Genomic DNA, 20,193 nt, shown 5'->3' on the forward strand with positions numbered 1-20,193 from the left:
GGGAAGATAGCACGATCCTGGTTATAAAAAATCGCCGATGATATATTGTAACTCTCAATTGCCTGTGCCACATGGCCCGCACCATGACCGCACATGCCGACCACCACTCGCCCGCTTTCCAGTGGTTTGAGCAGCGATTCGATCGATTCGCGATCGGATTGTCCGGGCTGTGCGTGGTGCATTGTCTCGCCAGCACCATCCTGATCGCACTGGCTGCATCGGCGGGTGGCTTGCTGCTCAACCCCCTGTTCCACGAGGTCGGCCTGACCATTGCGATCGGCTTCGGCATCGCCGCGCTCGGACGGGGCATGTTCACCCATGGCTATCTGATGCCGGCGATGGTCGGGTTTTTCGGCCTTGGCATCATGGCAGGCGCAATGCGGTTGCCCCATGAGGGTGGACTCGAGACGATCTGGACGCTGCTCGGCGTTGCGATACTGGCGCTCGGCCATGATTTGAATCGGCGCGCGACCTACTGAGTCGTTGCCTTGCCGCCGGGGTCGGCAATGCCTAAATCAGGGCATGGCCGCACATCATCACCATCACGAGCCGCAGGGCGCCGAGCTTTCAACGGCGGCGCGCGCGACGCTCGAGAAGTCGGGCGAGCAATGGACCACCATGCGCGCCCAGATTTTCGAAACGCTTGCCGGGTTCGACAAGCCGGCTTCAGCCTATGATATCGCCGAGGCGGTGTCGAAGGCGGCGGGCCGCCGCGTTGCGGCCAACAGCGTGTACCGGATCCTCGATCTGTTCGTCGGTGCCAATCTCGCCCGCCGGGTCGAGAGCTCGAACGCCTATATCGCCAACGCCCATCCCGATTGCCTGCATGATTGCATCTTCCTGGTGTGCGATTCCTGCGGGCAGACGACTCATATCGACAATGACCGTATCACCAGCGGCGTCCGGTCAGCGGCCGAGGCGGCGGGCTTTTCACCGGTGCGGCCGGTGATCGAGGTCCGCGGCAAATGCGCTGATTGCGACTAGTCGAGCGCTTTTCGCGGATCGCGAGAGGTTCGGTGAAGCGGCCCGGCTGCAGAGCGGCAGGGCCATAATTAACCTGGAGCATGGCATTATTGTCACGGTTAGGTGCAGTCTTCGTCTGGAAATCGTGTTCGCGCGGGCAACAATCGACACCCATCTTTGGCTTCGTTAAGCTGAAATGATGGCACAACTTCCCCAAACACCGTTGCTGGACACGGTGCATACGCCTTCTGATTTGCGGCAGCTTCCTGCATCGTCGCTTCGGCAGCTGGCTGACGAGTTGCGAGCCGAGACGATCGCGGCGGTTGGGGTGACGGGGGGTCATCTCGGGTCTGGGTTGGGGGTGGTGGAGCTGACGACGGCGCTCCATTATGTGTTCGACACGCCTTCTGACCGCCTGGTGTGGGACGTCGGGCACCAATGCTATCCGCACAAGATATTGACCGGGAGGCGGGATCGGATCCGGACGCTTCGGACGGGCGGTGGCCTTTCGGGTTTCACCAAGCGGAGCGAGAGCGAATATGACCCGTTCGGGGCGGCGCATTCGTCGACCTCGATTTCGGCGGCGCTTGGCTTTGCGATCGCGAACAAGATTGCGGGCAAGCCGGGCAAGGCGATCGCGGTGATCGGCGACGGGGCGATGTCGGCGGGCATGGCCTATGAGGCGATGAACAATGCGCAAGGCGCGGGCAACCGGCTGGTCGTGATCCTCAACGACAATGACATGTCGATCGCGCCGCCGGTGGGTGGCTTGTCGGCCTATCTGTCGCGGATCGTGTCGAGCCGGGAGTTTCTGGGGCTCAGGGATCTTGCGCGGCGGGTGGCGAAGAAGCTGCCGCGGCCCTTGCATCAGGCGGCGCGCAAGACCGACGAGTTCGCGCGCGGCATGGCGATGGGGGGTACCTTGTTCGAGGAGCTCGGCTTTTATTATGTCGGGCCGATCGACGGGCATAATCTGGAGCAGCTGATCCCGGTGCTCGAGAATGTGCGCGATGCCGAGGAAGGCCCGATCCTGGTCCATGTCGTGACCAAGAAGGGCAAGGGCTACGCGCCGGCGGAAGCCGCGGCGGACAAATATCACGGGGTCCAGAAGTTCGACGTGATCACCGGCGTCCAGAGCAAGGCGCCGCCGGGGCCGCCGCACTATCAGAATGTGTTCGGCGCGCAGCTGGTCGCCGAGGCGGCGAGCGACCCGACGATCTGCGCGATCACCGCGGCGATGCCCTCGGGGACGGGGCTCGACGCGTTCGCCAAGGCTTACCCGGAGCGCTTCTTCGATGTGGGCATTGCCGAGCAGCATGCCGTGACGTTCGCCGCCGGGCTTGCGGCCCAGGGCATGCGGCCGTTCTGCGCGATCTACTCGACCTTCCTGCAGCGGGCGTACGACCAGGTCGTGCATGATGTCGCGATCCAGAACCTGCCGGTGCGGTTCGCGATCGACCGGGCCGGGCTGGTCGGGGCCGACGGGGCGACCCATGCCGGCAGCTTCGACGTGACCTATCTGGCGACGCTGCCGAACTTCGTGGTGATGGCGGCGGCCGACGAGGCCGAGCTGGTGCACATGGTCCACACCTGTGCGCTTCATGATAGTGGCCCGATCGCGGTGCGCTATCCGCGCGGCAACGGGACCGGGGTCGCGCTTCCCGCGACGCCCGAGCGGCTCGAGATCGGCAAGGGGCGGATCGTGCGGGAGGGCAAGAAGGTTGCGATCCTGTCGCTCGGCACTCGCCTCGCCGAAGCCTTGAAGGCAGCCGATGCGCTCGACGCGCGCGGGCTCTCGACCACGGTTGCCGACCTCCGGTTCGCCAAGCCGCTCGACGAGGCGCTGATCAGGAAGCTGCTGACCAGCCATGAGGTTGCGGTCACGATCGAGGAAGCCTCGGTCGGGGGGCTCGGCGCGCATGTCCTGACGCTCGCCAGCGACACCGGGCTCATCGATGCCGGGCTGAAGCTCAGGACCATGCGCCTGCCCGACCTGTTCCAGGACCAGGACAAGCCCGAGAAGCAATATGCCGAAGCCGGCCTCGATGCCGACGCCATCGTCGACACCGTCCTCAAGGCACTCCGGCACAACTCCGGCAGCCTTGTCGAGGAGGCCAGGGCATAACCCCGGTCTGCCAGGGGAAGAGCCTGTCGTGATCGTAACCCGGTAGCCGCAGCCGCTGCTGCACCGGCAGAGCAGCGTGCGGCACTGCCGATTGGGGCTGAATCACTGTAGCGTTCGATCCAGCCTGTTCCACTTGGCCGCTGGCGTGGCAGGGTTGCCCGATGTGCACGCTCTACAATATCAAGGTTTCGCCCGAGGACCTGCTCGCGCATTTCGACGCGCAGGACGACTGGCTGGTTGAGCCGGAGAAGGACTATGTCGCACCGGCCGGCCCCGGTCTCGTCGTGATACAGGCTGATGGGGCGCGCTATCTGATCGCGATGCGCTGGGGCTTTCCACCGCCACCGGGGGCGAAGGCACCGGTCGTCAATGTACGCAACCATGGCAGCCCGTTCTGGCGATCGGCGCTGGCCAATCCGGCGCAGCGCTGCCTCGTGCCAGGGACCGAGTTCTCGGAATGGTCGGCGAAACGGGATGGCGCGAAGCAGGCGCTTCACTGGTTCAGCATCCCATCGCGCCCGGTCTTCGCCTTTGCCGGGGTGTGGCGCCCGACCGAAACCGGGCCGGCCTTCGCCTTCCTGACCTGCGACCCCAATCCGCTGGTCGGGGCGATCCACCCCAAGGCGATGCCGGTGATCCTGGCGGAGGAGGATCATGATCTGTGGTTGACCGGCAATTTCGACGCGGCATGCGGGCTGGCGGCGCCCTATCCGTCGCAACTGATGGCGATGCGCCAGGCCGATCAGGGCCCTGGCGCCTGATGAAATCCGGACCAGCAGGGCGGTCGCGGCAATCGGATGCGCCTGGCCAGTATCCCCAAAACGGTGGTAAAATACCGGCCGGGCCGGCAAAAAATTCGGCATGATCCGACGCGGAAGAGGGGAGGGATGCAATGACCGTGAAGACACCGGCCACGATCATGGACCAGCTTCGGTTTTTCCATTCGATGCCGAGCGCGGACGGGGTCGCCAAAATCAACGACATCGCCGTCCAGAACAGCACCCAGAACATCAAGCACAAGACGGCAACCGGTCTGCACATCATCGTCGACGACAAGGACCCGGAACAAACCCTGTTCGGCGTCACTGCGGTGCCGCGCGAAACCCGGCTTGCCGACGATACGCGGGAAAAGGGCTGGCAGAAGGTCGCGAAGCTCACCGTCATCTGCGACACGCTCACCATCCGCTGCGACTGGTGGCTGCCCGAGTGCGACCTGACTGTTTACGCCCGGAGGATCGAGTTCGAGGGTGACGGGCGGATCGACACCAGCCCGCCCGCCTGGGCTTTGGCCAAGGCGCAGGGTTCGACCGGCAAGACACCCGGCGTGAACGGCGCCCACGGCCATGCGGGTGGAGATGCCGTCATTTATGTGAGCGAGGTCGTGACGCCCAAGGGCACTACCCGCAAACGCATCATCACTGACGGGCTTGATGGCCAGGGCGGCGGCAAGGGCCAGAATGGGGGTGACGGCAGGAACGTCTCCCCGCTCTACATCCCGTTCGGCTATGTCGACAAGGATTCCCATATCGACAGCTGGATCAAGACGACGGTCGCCGTGAAGCTCGACAAGCACAAGGACCGCGAGGTGCTCGGCATCAGGCGAATATGGAAAGTCGCGGAGATTCTCGAGCGTCGCAACACAGTGCAGGGTACGACCGAGAAGCCCACCAATGGCGAGCCGAGCGTCGCGCCGGGCGATCCAGGCAATGGTGGTGCGGCCGGCAAGCTGGTCACCAACCAGGCGGCGATCCAGAAGCTCTGGTCAGGCAAGCCGGGCAAGGCGGGTGCGCTTCCACCCAAGGCGCTCGGTGGCCGTGCCGGCACGCCGAGCAGAAGTGGATTCTATACCTGCACCTATCGCCACGAAATCCACTTCACGAACAATGACGACAACAGCGCGAATGCGAAGATCGAATTCGCTGAATACAACACCGAGCCTGGCAAGGATTCGGAAGCGAAGGCGGGCACCGACGCCGGCCCGGCGAGCGAGACAGTCGAGGAGACCGACGCCGCCATCTGGCTTCACCCGATGCTGGTGCCGCAGCTGATGAACTATGTCCGCGAAGCCTATCTGACTGAGCAGCGCGACGAGGCGAAGCGCCTCATCGACCTTTATGCCGCAGCCTTTCTCAATCCGCTCCCGACCGCCAACAAGGCATGGAAGGTCAAGGACGGCGCGTATTGGCGCTCGGTCCAGACTGAGCTGGCGACGCTCGCGCAGCGGCTTGCCGCGCGGCTCGATTATTTCGGCAAGCCCGCCGGCTATACCCCGTTGCTGTCGCTCTCCGGCTCCTTCCAGCTCTACCGGATGGAAGTCGATCTGGCGCTCGAGGTGCTGATGTTCACCAGCTGGGTCGCCGAGAAGCAGCGTGCGCAGGCCGAAACCGCCGAGAGCAGCGAGGCGGCCGCGCGGCTGATCCTCAAGGAGAATGCGAAGCTCGTCGATCAGATCAGCGCAGCCGAGGCGAAATCGGAGGTCCTGACTCAGCGCATCGCCGCCCTCGCCAAGGCGCAGGGCGAGCTCCAGGGCAAGCTCGACGTCACCTATACCCGCCTGTACAATCAGGCATCCGGCGACATGGCGAAGATCGGGCAAATCAAGTTCGCCGCGAACCTGGCCGCCGCCCTGTGCCAGGTCGTTCCGGTCGGCCAGCCGATCCTCGGCGGCGTCGCCTCGATGGCGGCCGAGGCGACCGATTTTCTCGACAAGGATCCGAGCGAGGTGATCAAGTCGCTCAAGACCAGGTTGAGCGACACGGTCGACGCGTACAAGGAGGCCAAGAAAGACGCCGATGACGTCATCAAAAAGGCCAAGAGCGAGGCGCAGGAACTGGCCAAGGCCGAGGGCGGCAAGAAGCTGACCGTCGCCGATATCAAGAAGCTTTCCGAAACCAAGCCTTCGACCTGGTCGACGGTCGGCAAGGGTCTCGCGCCTGCGGCATCGCATCTCAAAAAGGCTTATGAGAGCGCCCAGCTTCCGCAGGCCGAGATCGAGGCGCAACTGGCCAAGCTCGCCACCAAGGATGAGGCCTGGAAGAAACTTTCGAAGGAGATCAAGGAGGTAATCGAGCAGCGCGCCTCAGTCTTCGAGGAGGTGATGCAGCTTGGTCAGCAGATTGGCCAGGGCTATGCCGATCTCGCCGACAATATGGACAGCCTCGCCGGGCTGTTCGACAAGGAAGCATCGGCACGGAGCCGGATGCTCAATGCCAACGCGTTCACCGCAATCGACGGCATCCGCAACCGGGCGCGGATTTCGCTCACCGAGGCATTGTACAACGTGGTGCGGGCGTTCGAATCCACCTTGCTCAAATCGGTCAGGGTCAACTGGTCGCTCGATACCCTGTACGAGCAGGTCAACACGGTGCTCAGCGAGAAGCCGCTCCACAAATGGACCGACAAGGATGTGCTTGATCGCATCAAGACGTTGAAGCCGCTGTTCAAGGGCAATCTGGCCGCGATCCGCGAGGGCCTGGTCAAGGATGTGGAAAAGCTCGCCATGGACGACCGCGACGTCGATCTCGTCATCGACGGCGACACCAGGGGCAATCCGATCGCTGCGCTGAACGACGGCATGAGCGTCGAGATCAGCACGCTTCGGCTCGGCGCCGTCGAGCCCGACTGGCAACGGCAGATGATGGCTGACATCAGACTGAACCGGATCCAGTTCGAGGGGCCGGCGACCGACCTGCCGGACAAGGGCGATGTCGAGATCATCATCGAGATCGGCGAACTGGGGATCGTGCGCAGCGATGATCAGCTCTACGGCCTGAGGCTGCCCGTCTCGCTGGTGAAATCCTATCGCTACCATTTCTCCAACGGCAGCATCACCAAGGCGCAGCAAAGCGCGCTGGCGAAGGACCTGATGAGCCTGATCCTCGACGATGCCGACGACAAGATCAAACAGAAGATGGCAATGCCGGCGGCATGGACGACGCTGACCCTGAAGGCAGCCTTCAACCTGCACGGCGACAAGCCGGCGCCGCGGATCAGGCGGATCGACCTGACGATGATCGTCAGCAGCGTGAAGGCGAAATCGAGGCAGGTCGTGCTCGATCTCGCCGCCACTGACGGGTTCTCGGCGCTGTCGGTGCCGGCCCTCTCCGCCGAACCGCTTGTCGAAGCCTATCATGTGTTCGACGGCAAGCAGGGCGACTTGACGATCAGCGTTGCGGAGCCGGGCGAGCCGGGGCGAAAGCTCGATCGCTGGGTGATCAGGCAGGGGGGCAAGACCTCGGTGGAAACGGGGCAGTCGATCACCCTGCCGATCGACCGCAATACGCGGATCGAGGCAGTGTTCGGGCAATAGGGGAGCGGGCGGGGTGGGGCTGCGGTTCGTCGCAAACCGGGGGGCGTAGCGGGAACCGGAGCGGGGCCTCCGCATTCTGCCTGACGTGACACTTTCCCGCCCGGGCGATCGCGCCCAATCTCGCGCCGAGAGACTGAAATTCGAAGCCGGCAATTGCCTCTCGCTTGCCGTGACGGAGCGCTCCACTGCGTTCGCGGCGGAGCTGATCGATGAGGCGATGAAATTGTGGCGGCGGGCTGATGAGTTGGCGGCAACTACATCGCCCACAATATTCCCACGGTTGCCCAATCGGTCCGGATAGAAAGAACCAATCTGGCAGTATCGGCAAAGGTCTCGTTGACTCCGTTCCGATCGGAGCCGAGCGTGGCGATGAATTCGACCAGAAGACGGAGGCGTTGATGAGCAATGAGCCGGGCAACCATGCGGGAATGATTTCACTTCACGAACTGCCTGACGCGCTGCGCAAGGCGATCGTGCTCGCGGGCGACCAGGCTGGCGCGCAGGGTCCGCTGATCGCGAAATGGCAGGTCGCCGGGCGGATGATCCAGGATCCCGTCAAGGCGACCAATTTCTCCAATGCCGTGGTGAAGCATCTCGAACAGGCCGGCATCCATGCCAATCCAGCCGTCCTGACCATCAAGGGCGAGACGCTTGCCGGCTTCGTCCAGATCCCGTCGGCGCCGGAAGCCCGGCAGCTCTAGGCGCGCCTGCCGTGGACGATGCCGATCAGCCTTTGTCGTGCCCGAGCGCTCAGCCGGACATGGTGGACGCGCATGCCTTCGGCATCGTCTCGGGGACGGCGGCCGAGCCGCGGATCGCCTATCTGAAGCGCAGCGCCGAGGTCACGCCGGCAATGATGGCTGAACTGGGCGATCTCGATCCGACCCGGGTCTTCCGCTTTTCGGCGCGGTGCGAGAGTTCGAACTGCGCTCAGTTCGCTGACGGGCGGTGCGGCCTCGGAGAGCGGATCGCGGCGCAACTGCCGCCGGTGGTGACGGCGCTCCCCTCCTGCCAGATCCGCGCGACCTGCCGCTGGCATGAGGAGAATGGCGACAGCATCTGTTTCCGCTGCCCGCAGGTGGTGACGGTGGTGCCGCCCGAGCTGACCTCCCTGGCGCGGGCAGCGACGCCGCCGGGGCTGGTGCCGACGGCGGCGGGCGAGGCGGGGCTTCCGGCGCAATAGCCCGGTCATGTCGCGCCTGAATGCACGACGGTCGGCTTCCCGATCAGGCCCATATCGAATTCGAAGATCAGCTCGAAGACCGGCGCGGCGGCCGGGTTGCTGAGGAACGGCGCGCCCGGGCAGAAGAGCAGTGGCATGCCCTCCTCGCACCAGGTGTCGGCGGGGAGGCGATCCTGGACGAGGCCGTCATAGGTCACCCGGTCGTTGCCGACGGCGCCGCGCAGCCCGTGTTGGGTGAAGTCCCGCCTGCCGGCGATGGTGAGGTCGAGCTCGATCTGGAAGAGGCGCGGATTGTCCATGGTGCTCGCGCGATAGGCGGCCATTTCGCCCAGGGTCGCCTTCATGGCCGTCGCGGCCGCGGCCGGCTTGACGACGGTTGCGCGAAGCCCGACCAGCGTGCCGCTGCGGCCCCAGAAGGCAGCGCCCTGCCGGATCGTCTTCGCGTCGAGCAGATAGCGGAAATAGTCGCCGAAGCGCCGGCCGGCCCGTTCGGCTTCGGTCGCCACCCGCACCGCCTCGGGGCCGGTGCAGTTCGCGAAGACGGGGGCGTTGCGATGCTTGATGAAGACCTGGCCTGACGACCAGGCGGGCACCCGCGCATGCTTCAGCGTGGTGTGGATGGCGATGGCGCCCGGCCGGTCCTCGATCGAGACGACTGTCCCCGCGCCCAGGTCGCTGGCGAGAAAGGATCCGTCGGCGGTCGAGGTGCCGGCCTTGCCGCGGCAGAAGGACAGAACCTGCCCCGGCACTGCATTCCAGTTGGTGATGCCGCCGCCCTGCGCCCATGCGTCGTTCTTGAGCACCACGAACACGCCGTTCGCGTAGGTGATGTTGACGCCATCGACGAAATTGTACCGGGCGCCCTTCGCGATATAGGGATAGAGATAATTGGCGGTGCCGATACGGCAATTCTCGAACCGCGTCGATTCGTTGAAGCCGAACTGGCAGCCGGGGCTGACGATTTCGATATCGCAATTGGTGACCCGCATCACCTTGCCGCCGCTCGCGACATGGCGGATCGTGCAATTCTCGGCGATGAGTAGATCGATGCTGCTGCTTTGCAGGCCGAGCCCGGCCATCAGTTTCCCGTCGCGGCGGACCGATTTCTTCACCAGCTTGTCGGGCTCGGTATAGCTTCGCTCGACGCAGCGCTCGGCAAGGAACTCTTCGCAGATGGTCTCGGAAAAGCCCGGGGTGACGCAGTCGCGCCAGGTGATCTTGCGCCCCATTACGGTGACGTGATTGCCCCCCTGCTCGACTTCATGGCGGCACTCGAAACCGGCGAAGGTGTGATCGACATTCCAGGTGAATCCGGCGTGATCGAGCTTGTAGATGCGCGTGCCGTTCCAGCTGTTCGGAAGCGGATAGGTGGGATAATCGGCAAGATAGTCGTAGCTGAGCGGCGGCTCGAAGGTCACGGCGCCGCTGCGCGGATCGACTGACCTGATCGTCACGAAGTCGAAATAATTGAGGTTCGGCGGGTAGCCGCCATATTGGATGTCGAGCCCGGCGATCATCACCACCTCGCCCGGGGCATAGTCGCCGAGTTCGGCCGGCGTCATCGCCACGACCCGGGTGGCGCCCTTCTTCGCCGCCCGGATCCGCGGATTGAATCGGTTACCGTACAGCACTGCATTGCCGCTGACCGGCCAGGGCTCGGCGCGCAGCCGGGTCTGCAGGAAGGTCGCGCCATAGCCTGAAAAGAGAAGGGTCGAGATGCCCCTGAAGCAGTTGATCGCCACGGCATAGTCGAAATAATAGGTGCCGGGCGGCGCGACGACATGCACGGCGCGCCCGGCTTTCGATTCGGCGCGCGCCCAGTCGCCGAACGCGTTGAGCGCGGCCGAGTTGGTCGGGCTGCTGGCCGGCAGGCCGTCGGCGCGCGCGCCGAAATCAAGCAGGCTCACCGGATGGCGGGCATTCGGGGCGGCGGGGATCATCGGGGCGGTTCTCCGGGCCGGGCTTGGCGTCGATGGTCGGGTGCTAGGGCATGGCGGGGCCATGCGCCATCTGTCGTGCGGAGACGCGGTGCAGCGAGTGTGTGGAACGGGGCGAAGCGATCGTTCCCGGGGGGCGGAGGACGGCTTCACTACCGGTCCGAAGACGCGATAGTCACTTTCTGAAGGTCAGGCGAAATCGATGCCTGGTGCCTTGCCATTACTCCTGCGTGGCATGTGATATCTACGTATGGAAGCATTCCGGCCGCGAAATATCCTGTGTGTATAGATTCGACGGGAGAATGATCATGCGTATTGCAATCCTCGGCCTTGCCTCGGCAATGTTGGTTGCAGGCTGCGTCAGCGATGGCGACGATTATCGGCCCGCCGCTGATTGGCGCCATTACGACTATAACCGGCCCGACCCGTCTTATGGCGGCTATGAGGCCGATCGCTATTATCGCGACGATCCGCGCTACCGCGAGCGACGCCTGTCGCGACGGGACCGGATCTATCGCGGACGTGACGGGCGTTATTACTGCCGCCGGTCAGACGGCACGACCGGCCTCATCGTCGGCGCGATCGCTGGCGGCATCCTGGGCAACCTGCTGGCGCCCGGCAGGTCGGAGGCTCTCGGAACCGTCCTCGGCGCAGGTGCCGGAGCGCTCACCGGCCAGGCAATCGATCGCGACGCCCGCTGTCGTTAGCCCAGCGCCCCGACAGGGGTGCGACGATCAGTCTTGCTGGTCACAGCGGAAGGCTTCGATCGAGACGTTCAAACCAGAACCAGGAGGAATTATTCATGCGCAAGGTGATTTTCGCGACAGCGCTCGCCGCGCTGGCGGTGCCCGCCGCTCCCGCGCTCGCTCAACATGCCATGGTCGGCTATACGATCCGATCGACGAGCATGCGCGCCGGCCCCGATTTCGATTATCCCATCGTGCGCCGCATTGCCCGAAATGCCCGGGTCGATGTCTATGGCTGCCTGAGGGACCGGAGCTGGTGCGACGTCGGCTATCGCTATGACCGTGGCTGGATCTTCGGTCGCGATCTCGTCGTGGACGATCGCGGCCGGCGGCGGGGCATAGTGGATTATTCGGGTATCGGCGTGCTGTCCTTCATTTTCGGAAGCTATTGGGACAGCCATTATCGCGGCCGGAGCTTCTACACCGAACGCCCGCGATGGGAACGCCGCTACTACGACAATTACCGGCCGAACTGGGGCCCCCGGCCTCAGACGCCGCCTGCCTATCAGCAGCACCGCGGGCAACCGGTGCAGCCGGTTCGGCCCGGTGCGATGCGGCCGCCTGTGCCGATGAGGCCTCAACCCCAACCCGCTCAACCCCGGCCCGTTCAACCCCAGCCCTTTCACCCGCTGCCGCAGCCGCGCGCTACGCAGGAGCACCACCGCGGCTCGCCCACGCAAGTGCCGCCGTCCGGGGCGCGGCGCGGCTTCGCTCCCGGGGCCACGCCAACCCCGGTCAACCCGACGCCCCCGGCGGTGCGGCGCGGCAATCCCGCGCTGCAATCTGCGGGAGGTCAGCAACACCATGGCAAGAAAGGCGAGGGTGCGAAGCAGCCTTAGGCATCATATCGCGGCTGGGTCTCGACAACCATGCTCCGGAAGACCGGAGCATGGTACCGGCTTCAGGTTTCGAAGCGACAGCTACCGTCGGCATGACGCTATAGCGACCGGCAACTCGCGGCCGTCCCTGCCGGTCTCCTGCCTTCCGAGCACGGAAAGACGGCTCGAGGCACGGCCCGATTCAGAACGAAGTCAAGCCGCGCAACGCGCCCCTTGCCGCGGCGGCGAAGCGTGAAAGTCAGATTTGACATCGGCCAATAGTTGACGCGACACTCACTAGCTGTACTTCGCTCCATTGCCGCGTTGGCACCTCTGACATGGAAGGGCGAAACTGGGTTGGGCGCAAACGAACAGAGACGTGATAAAGATCTCGTTAAGCATTTCCAGCAGGCGCTCGGTCCATTTGTCGTCGCCGTCGAGGCGACGCGCATGCCGATGGTGTTCACCAGCGCTGATACCGACCATCGGATCATTTTCGCCAATGACAGTTTTCTCAAGCTGACCGGCTTCCGACGCAGTGAGGTGATCGACAAGCCGTTCGCGCGGCTTCTGACGGGCGCCGAGAATCCGGACACGCTGAAGCTGATCGAAAGCGAGTTCCAGGGTTCAGCCGAGCCGCTGAATGTCGAATGCCTGCGCAAGGATGGAGGCCGCGTCTCGGCCTCGCTCCTCGTCGTGCCGGTGCACGATCGGCAAGGCGCCGTCGTTCAGTATGTCGCGTCGTTCGTGGACCTTACGGTCCACAACAAGTGGCGGCGCCGCGAGAAGAGCGCGCTCCGCAAGCTGTTTCAACAGACGCCGGACTTCATCGCCACCACCGAAGGCCCCGACCATCGCATCACCTTTGCCAACGCGGCGTATCAGCAGCTGGTCGGCGACAGGGATCTGGTGGGCCGCACCATGCGCGAGGCGCTTCCCGAGCTGGCGACCCAGGAGATTCTCGCGCAGCGAGACCAGGTCTACCGAACCGGCAAGGCCTTCCTCGCCAGATGGACGCCCGTGAAGCTGCAGCGCGAACCGGGCGCCGATGTCGAGACACGCTATCTTGACCTGATCTACCAGCCTATCACGGCGCCTGACGGCACCGTCACCGGAATCTTCTGCGAAGGGCATGACGTAACCGAGCAGAAGATTCTCGATGATCGGGTCAAGGCGCTCCAGGTCGATCTGATCCACATGACGAGATTGAGCGCGATGGGAACGATGGCGGCCACCCTTGCGCACGAAATGACTCAGCCGCTCACCGCGATCGCGAATAACGTGGCTGCCTGCAGCCGGCTCAATGCCATGGAAGGCGACCATCGCGCGCAGATCAAGGGTCTGCTCGAGGCGATCGCCGCGGCTGTCCGTCGTGGGGGTGATGTGATCCACGAGCTGCAGAAGCTGACCGAGCGGCGCAAGACGCCGCGCGATCATTTCCGGCTCAAGGATGCCATCCATGAGTCGGTCGCGCTCGTCCGTGCGGCCGGTTGCGGCAACGCAGCGATCGTCGATCGCAGCGCCGAACAGATCGAACTCGACGCTGATCGCACGCAGATCGAGCAGGTGCTGATAAACCTGCTCCGCAACAGCTGCGAGGCGCTCGGCCCGTCGGGCGGGTGCGTCACGATCTCGACCACGATGCGGCAGGGCAAGGTCATCGTTTCGGTCAAGGACACCGGCGAGGGCGTGTCGCCGGAGGCGGCCAAGACGCTGTTTCAATGGTCCGATTCAGCCAAGCCCCACGGCGCCGGGATCGGCTTGTCGATCTGCCGGACCATCGTCGAGGCGCATGGCGGCGATCTGTGGCTCAAGGAGAGCGGACATACCGGCTCCTGCTTCGCGTTCAGCCTGCCGCTCGCCCCCAACGGCGAGGTCCAGGGGCACGCTTAGACCATCGTGCGTAAAACCCCACCCGTTCGTCCCGAGTAGGGACCGAGTAGCCGCATGGCGGCGTATCGAGGGCCCGTATCGAGGGACAGATTGTCGCTCGGGGCCTGCGCGCTCTCGATGCGCCGCTGCGCGGCCTCGATGGCACCTCGGGGCGAACGGTTCGATGGTCCGGATTTCTGGCGACCTCCTTATTCAGTCTCCGGAATCTGCCCTTCGACGGGGACCGGGGTGAGATCGTAAATGGTGAGCTGCGCCGATCCATCGGTCGGCACCAGGGTCAGCCGCCAGCGGAAATGGGCGATGCGCTCGACCACGCCCACCGCATTATGGCCCTTGGCTGCGCCATAGACCGGCGCGGCGGCGGTGCCTTCGGCAAAGGCGCCGAGAAAGACCATGCGGGTGCCGCCGTCCGGATAGAGCCAGCCGGCGGCGCGCTCGCTGCCGGTCTGCTTGGTGAAGGACTGGGCATCGGCTTCGCTGCCGACGAAGCAGAAGGCAGGCGGAAAGCTGCGCCAGGCGGGCCGGCGCGGCCCGGCTGCGCCGAGCTTCACGGCGCGGCAGCGATAGGAGCCCGGCGGCAGCGCCGGATAGCGCAGCGCGCGGGCGGGAACGAGCAGCACGCCTTCCCGCGCCAGCGTGGCGGCGAAATGCGGCCGGGCGGCAGCCAGCGCGGCCGACCAGCGCGCCGGCAGCGCGTCGAGCCGGGCTGCGTCGGCGGAGCCGATCCGCTCCTTCCACGCCCGGCCGGGGTCGTCCGGCGCCTCGACCATGGCCATCGGGCGGTGCCGCTGGCTCATGGCGGCGCACCCGCCGATCGTCGCGGCGAGCAGGCACAAGGCGAGAGAGCAAGCGGCGCGGCGCAACGATCTTTTCCCCCGGGAAAGCCGGTCCTGTCGGTGGATCCGGCGTGGCATGCGGATCTCTACATGATTCCGATTGGATTCGAAGGCGATGCCGCTGTCGCCGGCCCCCTTTTCAGGCCGATCGCCCGGCTGTCGCGACAGATCGATTCCGCGGCCCTGCTCAGGCGCCGGCGCTACCGTATCCGAACCCGGTGCGGCACGTGGATGCCCAGGTGAATCCGGTGCGGTTCGCAGGCGATGCCGTCATCGTCGGCGTCAAGCTCGGGCCGATAGCCCGGCTGGCCGCGATAGACCGGCGCCGCGCCGGCGGCACGGGCCGTGTCGCAATTGGGATAATAAGCGTAGGACGGCGCGATCGTCGCGGCGCCGGGGCTTTGGCTGGCCGAGGGCGCGGTGAGGAGCAGCACGCCGCCAAAGGTCAGCGCCGACGCCACGCCCGTCATTGCCAGGAAGCCGCGGTCCATGCGGGGAGGATGCCGGGGACTGGTTGAGAAAGGGTGACTGGCTTCGGGGGATCGCGCCATCATGGTGCTATCCGTTGGGCACCGGGCCCCTGCGCCATGCTCGAAAATGCAATGCTCTCATTGTATAGCGCGACGCGGGCGCGGTGACCATTTGCCGGCGCGCAGGCGGGGAAGGGGGACGAACCTATGGAAAAGAAACGCATATTGGTGGTCGGGCTCGATCCGGCGGTGATCGATTTCTCGGCGCCTTTCTTCGACGACAAGCCATGGATCAATGCCGAGGTGATCCTGGCCGGCGTCGCGCATGATCTCGAGGCGCTTGCCGGGCACGGCCATGAGGCGACATCGTGCATGATCGACACCGGCGAGACGGCGGAGGCAGTCGTTGCCGCGGCACTGGCGGCGCAACCCTATGATGTCGTGGTGTTCGGCGCCGGCGTGCGCGCCAATCCGCAGCATCTGTTGCTGTTCGAGCGGCTGGTCAACCTGGTCCACCGCGACGCCCCCGGTGCGCGGATCGCCTTCAATACGCGGCCCGACGATACGGCTGACGCGGCGCTCCGCTGGGCCTGATCCTTGCGGGGGACTGGCAATACGCCGCTATGAGAGTTGGTGCGGTCACCGACAGGTTCGATACCGGTTCGCGACAGGGCGATTGCGGGCGCGAAGGCGTGCCGGTCGCTCCGGGGTTTGGCGGTCGATTCAACTGCAATCGGAAACGGCGCATTGTGCAAACCGGGCGGGTGAAAACCGCTCGGTTTGCTCTTTGACATGACGGTCGAAACCGCGGCGCTTCTTTCCGTCCCTATTATTGCCCAGGCGTTCGCTGTTATGCGCGCGGCTCTTCGCTGTTCCGCGCGGACAGTTTCCCTGTTATCGAATAACAGGGAAGGGAGACGGTAACGCTCTCGAAAAGCTGCGTTAATTTGCATAAAAACCGCTGAAAAGCGGCAAAATGGGGCAAAAAAATAAAATCTTCCCTGTTCTTTCCCTGTTATCGGTCAGGAACAGGGAAAACGGCGATCGTTACGCGCCGCTCGCTACGGGCGCCATCCAGCGCGGCCGCAATCCGCAAAAGCCGTGACAGCGCAGCATTGGTGAATATGATGCCGGCTCCATGCCCTCGGGGGAGCTTCATCGTGCCCAGCCATCGACGTTTCCCCTATCTTCTATCCGGGCTGGCCGCGGTCTGCCTCATGGGTTCAGTCGCGCAGGCCAAGACCGATCTGATCCAGCCCCCTCGCGAACTGCAGATCGATCCAGCGACGCTGACGGCCGATGGCAGGACCTATCACCAGGCCGATGTCGTGGTGCGGGCGTTGCTACGCCGGCCCGCGACGATACGCACCGAGGAGGACCGCACGATCGATCTGCACGGCTTTTCGGTAACTGTCCCGAAAGGCACCGTGTTGACCGAGAGGGCGTTCATCCGCGCACCCAATCCGCGCATGTTCAGCAAGGCTGATGGCGTCGGCACGCCTTCAAAAGGCGCCGTATTCTGCAACGATGATCGCTTCGCGCTCGGGCCGTTTACGTCGGGCGACAATCTCACGCCGTTCAAGGCGCTGGCCTGCCTGATCGACGGCGATCGCGACGGCGTGTTCGAGGCAGTGACCTTCATCGGCTTCTTCTCGGCGCGCGAGGTCGGGCCAGTGCCGCTGAAACCGCTGGCCTATCTGGCGGTGCCGGGCGCCTTCGTGCCCGGGGACCATGTCGACCTGGTGTTTAATCGGTTCAGCGGCAAGTATATCTATCTCAAGCCGATATTATATGATCCCGAGGGCAAGCACGGCTCGATCCGCCTGTATACCGATGAGCGGAGCAGCCTGCTCACCAGCTATTCCGATGGCTGCCTGATCAACGCGCCGAGCGATGCCGCCGCGCCATCGGCTGTGCTGGGCGCGACGCTGACGGTCAGCGACGCCGATCCCGTGGCGCAGTCGTTCAGCGCGTCGATCACGCCGAAGGCGATGGCCGGGCCGTTGATGGCTCAGGTTAGCAACTACAAGCTGATCACGGATTGGGTGCCATATTCGTTGGCGCGGTGTGGCGACAAGCAAGATCGGTAATCAGGGCCTCGCGGCAAGCCCGCCACCGCAGTTCCGGCCGGCGATGCGGCGGTCCTCGCCGCCGGATCACACACGCTTCTCGGCCATGAACGTCCCGCCTCGACGGCCCTCCAGCAACCCGACGATGGAAATGTCCTCGTCCAGTTCTTCCCAGTGCAAGCCGGCAGAGCTGATGCGCAACTGAGCGCGTTGTTCGGGGGTGCCGTGGCGCAGCCGTGGGAACCACACGAGCGGGATGCCGACGGTCCGACCGTCGTCCAACTCCACCCACATCTTTTCCGCATCGAAGCGAACCGATGTGGCTTGTGGAGATTTGATCATCCTGATCGACCCCGGTCCTTCACTGTGTAGTGCGGTTGCGTGATCAGTTAGTTTTCCACCTTACCGGCCATCAAAAAAGTCATCCTGTAAGGATATCGGCTGCGGCTCGTCGCGGCCGATATCACGTTCGAGCCGCTCCTTCTCACGGGCTTTTTCTTGAATCTTTGCCCATTTTTCCTGAATGATGGGGATCGCCTGCTCTTGGGCCAGGGAGTAGAATTCTAGAAGATCCCGCAGCTCGGACGCAGGAAGTGTCCCATAATCCCCCCTGCGCCAAACCTCTGCAAAGCGCTGCGGGCCTGTTTCTGTTTCAAATTCTGGAAAGAACACGATCTCTGCAGGAGAATGGCGATAGGCGCCGTATGAGAACAGGCCGCTTTCATAAACAGTTGAAATGATACGGCGCTGAGAAAGGTCAAGCGGAACGGTCTTCCACCCACAAAGAACTACCGGAATCTGCTGCTTATTCTCCAATATCGTGAAGGTTGGTTTAGTAGGAATTTTGACATGGCGAGATATAGGGAAAAAGCCATTATAGCTATCGAGGCACCTTGCTTCAGAATACTGACGAGTTTTGTCATACTCCCAAAAGGCTCGAACAAACTCTCCGTTCTGTTCTCTTCCCGCCGGCGCGCCATATCCTGCAGTAGCCTTCAAAGCTGTATCCAGCTCCAGCTTGTACTGTACGCGATCATGACACATCTTCATGCCAATGACATAGTTGAACGCAGGGATGCCCAACGCGAGGTTCGCGATGCGAATAGCGGTGCTCAGCTGGTCATCCGCCACTATCAATCGCACCCAATTTTGGGGCGCTGGCGGATTGGCGACTTTCTTGAGTATCGTTTCCAGCGTTGCTTTCATCAATGCCTCACTTGATCAGTAAAATATTCTAAGATTGCCGTATCCGAAATTTCCATTCCTGGATTGATGCGGCCCTCATGATACCAAGCATTATGCCAAGGACTGTCTGCTAGGTGTGACTTCTCTACCAGGTATCCGGGCGTCATCTTAAGATAGCTCTCGATAACATCTCGGAGGAATTCTTCTTCTTCGACAGGTAACTCGTAGCGGGCTACTTCCATTTCACCCGTCTCAAGGTTGAGCTCCTTGGCGAAAAAATTTATAGGTTTGTCACCGCACTTTTTGAATTCGTGATATATCTCACGAAAGACCGGCCCAAACTGCCAAGCCTCTATTTTTGCATCTATAAGCGGCTTCTTATATTTCGCTAAGTATGACCCATGTGCGAAGTAAGCTATTTTATTAACTGATAAATTCGAGGCACGTGTTCCAAGCGTATTCGCAACCTCAAGGATTAGGTTGGCAATTGCTTTGGGATTCTGATTCACGTTCAAATCTTTAATGCCTTGGATATGCACAAAATCAGAAAAGTTCCTCCTTTGTGCATATCTTGTTCCAGCTCCTGCGGCAAGCCTACTCCGCCGCCACCCCAGCCGCCGAGAACATATCCCCGCCAGCCTCACCGCTGCCGGCATCCTCATTCGCCGCCGGCCCGGCCTTGGCCTTTTGCCGCTTGTCGAACCCGTCCCAAACCTCGTTCCAGTTCCCCCGCGTCGCCGCCTTCGAATATTCAGTCGCGCGCTGTTCGAAGAAATTGGCGTGCTCCACCCCGTTCAACATCGGCGCCAGCCAGGGCAGGGGGTGTTCGTCGATCATGTAGATCGGCTTCATGCCGAGCTGCCCCAGCCGCCAGTCGGCGATGTAGCGGATGTACTTCTTGATCTCCTTCGGCGTCATGCCGTTGACCGGGCCCATCTCGAAGGCGAGATCGATGAACGCATCCTCGAGCCGAACCGTCGTCTGGCACATGTCCATGATGTCGGAACGGACCGATTTGGTCATGCAGTCCCGCTCCTTGCAGAAGGCGTGGAACAGCTTGATGATCCCCTCGCAGTGCAGGCTCTCGTCGCGGATCGACCAGGTGACGATCTGGCCCATGCCCTTCATCTTGTTGAAGCGCGGGAAGTTCATCAGCATCGCGAAGCTGGCGAAGAGCTGAAGCCCCTCGGTGAAGCCGCCGAACATGGCGAGCGTCTTGGCGATGTCCTCGTCGGTGTCGACGCCGAAGGTCTGCAGATAGTCGTGCTTGTCCTTCATCTCGCTATATTCGAGGAAGGCGCCATATTCGCTCTCGGGCATGCCGATCGTGTCGAGCAGGTGGCTGTAGGCCGCGATATGCACCGTCTCCATGTTGGAGAAGGCGGCGAGCATCATCTTGATCTCGGTCGGCTTGAAGATGCGGCCGTATTTTTCGTGATAGCAATCCTGCACCTCGACATCCGCCTGGGTGAAGAAGCGGAAGATCTGGGTGAGCAGGTTGCGCTCATGGTCGCTCAGCTTCTGCGCCCAGTCGCGGCAATCCTCGCCGAGCGGCACTTCCTCCGGCATCCAGTGGATCTGCTGCTGGCGCTTCCAGAACTCGAACGCCCAGGGGTATTCGAACGGCTTGTACTGCTTGCGGGCTTCGGTGAGGGACAT

The 20,193-nt window shown here is 63.3% G+C and carries 19 protein-coding genes; 12 read left to right on the forward strand and 7 right to left on the reverse strand.

Annotated features, from left to right (window positions below; all coding sequences use genetic code 11):
• The first annotated feature begins 71 nt into the window (after positions 1-71).
• From ABD050_RS04980 to ABD050_RS05010, 7 genes are all read left to right on the forward strand, one after another.
• A complete protein-coding gene (locus ABD050_RS04980; RefSeq protein WP_343888118.1) occupies positions 72-479 on the forward strand; it encodes a MerC domain-containing protein in 408 nt (135 codons plus the stop codon).
• A 43-nt stretch (positions 480-522) separates the two neighbouring features.
• The gene (locus ABD050_RS04985) at positions 523-984 is read left to right on the forward strand and encodes a Fur family transcriptional regulator (protein WP_343888119.1); all 462 of its coding nucleotides are present in this window, start codon (positions 523-525) and stop codon (positions 982-984) included.
• 178 nt (positions 985-1,162) lie between these two features.
• A complete protein-coding gene (gene dxs / locus ABD050_RS04990) occupies positions 1,163-3,088 on the forward strand; it encodes a 1-deoxy-D-xylulose-5-phosphate synthase (protein ID WP_343888120.1) in 1,926 nt (641 codons plus the stop codon).
• Between the two features lie 161 nt (positions 3,089-3,249).
• Positions 3,250-3,849 (forward strand): SOS response-associated peptidase, encoded by a 600-nt coding sequence (locus ABD050_RS04995; protein ID WP_343888122.1) that lies wholly within the window; start codon positions 3,250-3,252, stop codon positions 3,847-3,849.
• 131 nt (positions 3,850-3,980) lie between these two features.
• Positions 3,981-7,397, forward strand: a complete 3,417-nt coding sequence (locus ABD050_RS05000) for a coiled-coil domain-containing protein (protein WP_343888123.1) — start codon at positions 3,981-3,983, stop codon at positions 7,395-7,397.
• Between the two features lie 398 nt (positions 7,398-7,795).
• On the forward strand, positions 7,796-8,098 hold the full coding sequence (locus ABD050_RS05005) for a hypothetical protein (protein WP_343888124.1): 303 nt from the start codon (positions 7,796-7,798) through the stop codon (positions 8,096-8,098).
• A gap of 11 nt (positions 8,099-8,109) precedes the next feature.
• On the forward strand, positions 8,110-8,580 hold the full coding sequence (locus ABD050_RS05010; RefSeq protein WP_343888125.1) for a hypothetical protein: 471 nt from the start codon (positions 8,110-8,112) through the stop codon (positions 8,578-8,580).
• A 5-nt stretch (positions 8,581-8,585) separates the two neighbouring features.
• Here the strand turns inward: ABD050_RS05010 and ABD050_RS05015 are convergent, their stop codons facing one another.
• Positions 8,586-10,520 carry a hypothetical protein gene (locus ABD050_RS05015; protein ID WP_343888126.1) on the reverse strand — a complete coding sequence of 645 codons (1,935 nt, stop codon included), beginning with the start codon at positions 10,518-10,520 and terminating at the stop codon, positions 8,586-8,588.
• Between the two features lie 305 nt (positions 10,521-10,825).
• Between ABD050_RS05015 and ABD050_RS05020 the strand changes: the two genes are divergently transcribed.
• The 3 genes from ABD050_RS05020 to ABD050_RS05030 all read left to right on the forward strand — a co-directional run bounded on the left by ABD050_RS05020 (position 10,826) and on the right by ABD050_RS05030 (position 13,974).
• Positions 10,826-11,224, forward strand: a complete 399-nt coding sequence (locus tag ABD050_RS05020; RefSeq protein ID WP_343888127.1) for a glycine zipper 2TM domain-containing protein — start codon at positions 10,826-10,828, stop codon at positions 11,222-11,224.
• Between the two features lie 95 nt (positions 11,225-11,319).
• On the forward strand, positions 11,320-12,102 hold the full coding sequence (locus ABD050_RS05025; RefSeq protein WP_343888128.1) for an SH3 domain-containing protein: 783 nt from the start codon (positions 11,320-11,322) through the stop codon (positions 12,100-12,102).
• A gap of 336 nt (positions 12,103-12,438) precedes the next feature.
• A complete protein-coding gene (locus ABD050_RS05030) occupies positions 12,439-13,974 on the forward strand; it encodes a PAS domain-containing protein (RefSeq protein ID WP_343888129.1) in 1,536 nt (511 codons plus the stop codon).
• 188 nt (positions 13,975-14,162) lie between these two features.
• Here the strand turns inward: ABD050_RS05030 and ABD050_RS05035 are convergent, their stop codons facing one another.
• Together ABD050_RS05035 and ABD050_RS05040 are read right to left on the reverse strand one after the other, a co-directional pair.
• Positions 14,163-14,837, reverse strand: a complete 675-nt coding sequence (locus ABD050_RS05035) for a DUF4893 domain-containing protein (protein ID WP_343888130.1) — start codon at positions 14,835-14,837, stop codon at positions 14,163-14,165.
• Positions 14,838-15,010: 173 nt separating this feature from the next.
• A complete protein-coding gene (locus ABD050_RS05040) occupies positions 15,011-15,301 on the reverse strand; it encodes an excalibur calcium-binding domain-containing protein (RefSeq protein ID WP_343888131.1) in 291 nt (96 codons plus the stop codon).
• 186 nt (positions 15,302-15,487) lie between these two features.
• On the opposite strand from ABD050_RS05040, the gene ABD050_RS05045 reads away from it, so the two are divergent.
• Both ABD050_RS05045 and ABD050_RS05050 read left to right on the forward strand, forming a co-directional pair.
• Positions 15,488-15,874, forward strand: coding sequence for a hypothetical protein (locus tag ABD050_RS05045; RefSeq protein WP_343888132.1), 387 nt, complete (start codon positions 15,488-15,490; stop codon positions 15,872-15,874).
• Positions 15,875-16,440: 566 nt separating this feature from the next.
• The gene (locus ABD050_RS05050) at positions 16,441-17,370 is read left to right on the forward strand and encodes a hypothetical protein (protein ID WP_343888133.1); all 930 of its coding nucleotides are present in this window, start codon (positions 16,441-16,443) and stop codon (positions 17,368-17,370) included.
• A gap of 66 nt (positions 17,371-17,436) precedes the next feature.
• Here ABD050_RS05050 and ABD050_RS05055 read toward each other — a convergent pair whose 3' ends face one another.
• Genes ABD050_RS05055 through ABD050_RS05070 form a run of 4 tightly spaced genes read right to left on the reverse strand, consistent with a single transcriptional unit; the run spans position 17,437 to position 20,193 of the window.
• Positions 17,437-17,691, reverse strand: a complete 255-nt coding sequence (locus ABD050_RS05055) for a DUF2442 domain-containing protein (protein WP_343888134.1) — start codon at positions 17,689-17,691, stop codon at positions 17,437-17,439.
• 60 nt (positions 17,692-17,751) lie between these two features.
• On the reverse strand, positions 17,752-18,555 hold the full coding sequence (locus ABD050_RS05060) for a hypothetical protein (RefSeq protein ID WP_343888135.1): 804 nt from the start codon (positions 18,553-18,555) through the stop codon (positions 17,752-17,754).
• Positions 18,555-19,190, reverse strand: coding sequence for a Panacea domain-containing protein (locus ABD050_RS05065; RefSeq protein WP_343888136.1), 636 nt, complete (start codon positions 19,188-19,190; stop codon positions 18,555-18,557). The genes ABD050_RS05060 and ABD050_RS05065 overlap by 1 nt, the downstream gene beginning before the upstream one ends.
• Entirely contained in the window at positions 19,129-20,193 is a 1,065-nt protein-coding gene (locus ABD050_RS05070) for a ribonucleotide-diphosphate reductase subunit beta (RefSeq protein ID WP_343888137.1), read from the reverse strand. The genes ABD050_RS05065 and ABD050_RS05070 overlap by 62 nt, the downstream gene beginning before the upstream one ends.

The organism is Sphingomonas oligophenolica (assembly GCF_039522915.1).
GTDB lineage: Bacteria > Pseudomonadota > Alphaproteobacteria > Sphingomonadales > Sphingomonadaceae > Sphingomonas > Sphingomonas oligophenolica.

What these genes read in the sequence shown, in the direction of transcription:
- ABD050_RS05045 (WP_343888132.1), top strand. Translation starts at nt 15,488, where the DNA reads ATGGAAAAGAAACGCATATTGGTGGTCGGGCTCGATCCGGCGGTGATC.
- ABD050_RS05040 (WP_343888131.1), bottom strand. Translation starts at nt 15,301, where the DNA reads ATGGACCGCGGCTTCCTGGCAATGACGGGCGTGGCGTCGGCGCTGACC.
- dxs (WP_343888120.1), top strand. Translation starts at nt 1,163, where the DNA reads ATGGCACAACTTCCCCAAACACCGTTGCTGGACACGGTGCATACGCCT.
- ABD050_RS04985 (WP_343888119.1), top strand. Translation starts at nt 523, where the DNA reads ATGGCCGCACATCATCACCATCACGAGCCGCAGGGCGCCGAGCTTTCA.
- ABD050_RS05015 (WP_343888126.1), bottom strand. Translation starts at nt 10,520, where the DNA reads ATGATCCCCGCCGCCCCGAATGCCCGCCATCCGGTGAGCCTGCTTGAT.
- ABD050_RS04995 (WP_343888122.1), top strand. Translation starts at nt 3,250, where the DNA reads ATGTGCACGCTCTACAATATCAAGGTTTCGCCCGAGGACCTGCTCGCG.
- ABD050_RS05020 (WP_343888127.1), top strand. Translation starts at nt 10,826, where the DNA reads ATGCGTATTGCAATCCTCGGCCTTGCCTCGGCAATGTTGGTTGCAGGC.
- ABD050_RS05025 (WP_343888128.1), top strand. Translation starts at nt 11,320, where the DNA reads ATGCGCAAGGTGATTTTCGCGACAGCGCTCGCCGCGCTGGCGGTGCCC.
- ABD050_RS05060 (WP_343888135.1), bottom strand. Translation starts at nt 18,555, where the DNA reads ATGAAAGCAACGCTGGAAACGATACTCAAGAAAGTCGCCAATCCGCCA.
- ABD050_RS05070 (WP_343888137.1), bottom strand. Translation starts at nt 20,193, where the DNA reads ATGTCCCTCACCGAAGCCCGCAAGCAGTACAAGCCGTTCGAATACCCC.
- ABD050_RS04980 (WP_343888118.1), top strand. Translation starts at nt 72, where the DNA reads ATGGCCCGCACCATGACCGCACATGCCGACCACCACTCGCCCGCTTTC.
- ABD050_RS05055 (WP_343888134.1), bottom strand. Translation starts at nt 17,691, where the DNA reads ATGATCAAATCTCCACAAGCCACATCGGTTCGCTTCGATGCGGAAAAG.
- ABD050_RS05065 (WP_343888136.1), bottom strand. Translation starts at nt 19,190, where the DNA reads ATGCCGGCAGCGGTGAGGCTGGCGGGGATATGTTCTCGGCGGCTGGGG.
- ABD050_RS05000 (WP_343888123.1), top strand. Translation starts at nt 3,981, where the DNA reads ATGACCGTGAAGACACCGGCCACGATCATGGACCAGCTTCGGTTTTTC.
- ABD050_RS05005 (WP_343888124.1), top strand. Translation starts at nt 7,796, where the DNA reads ATGAGCAATGAGCCGGGCAACCATGCGGGAATGATTTCACTTCACGAA.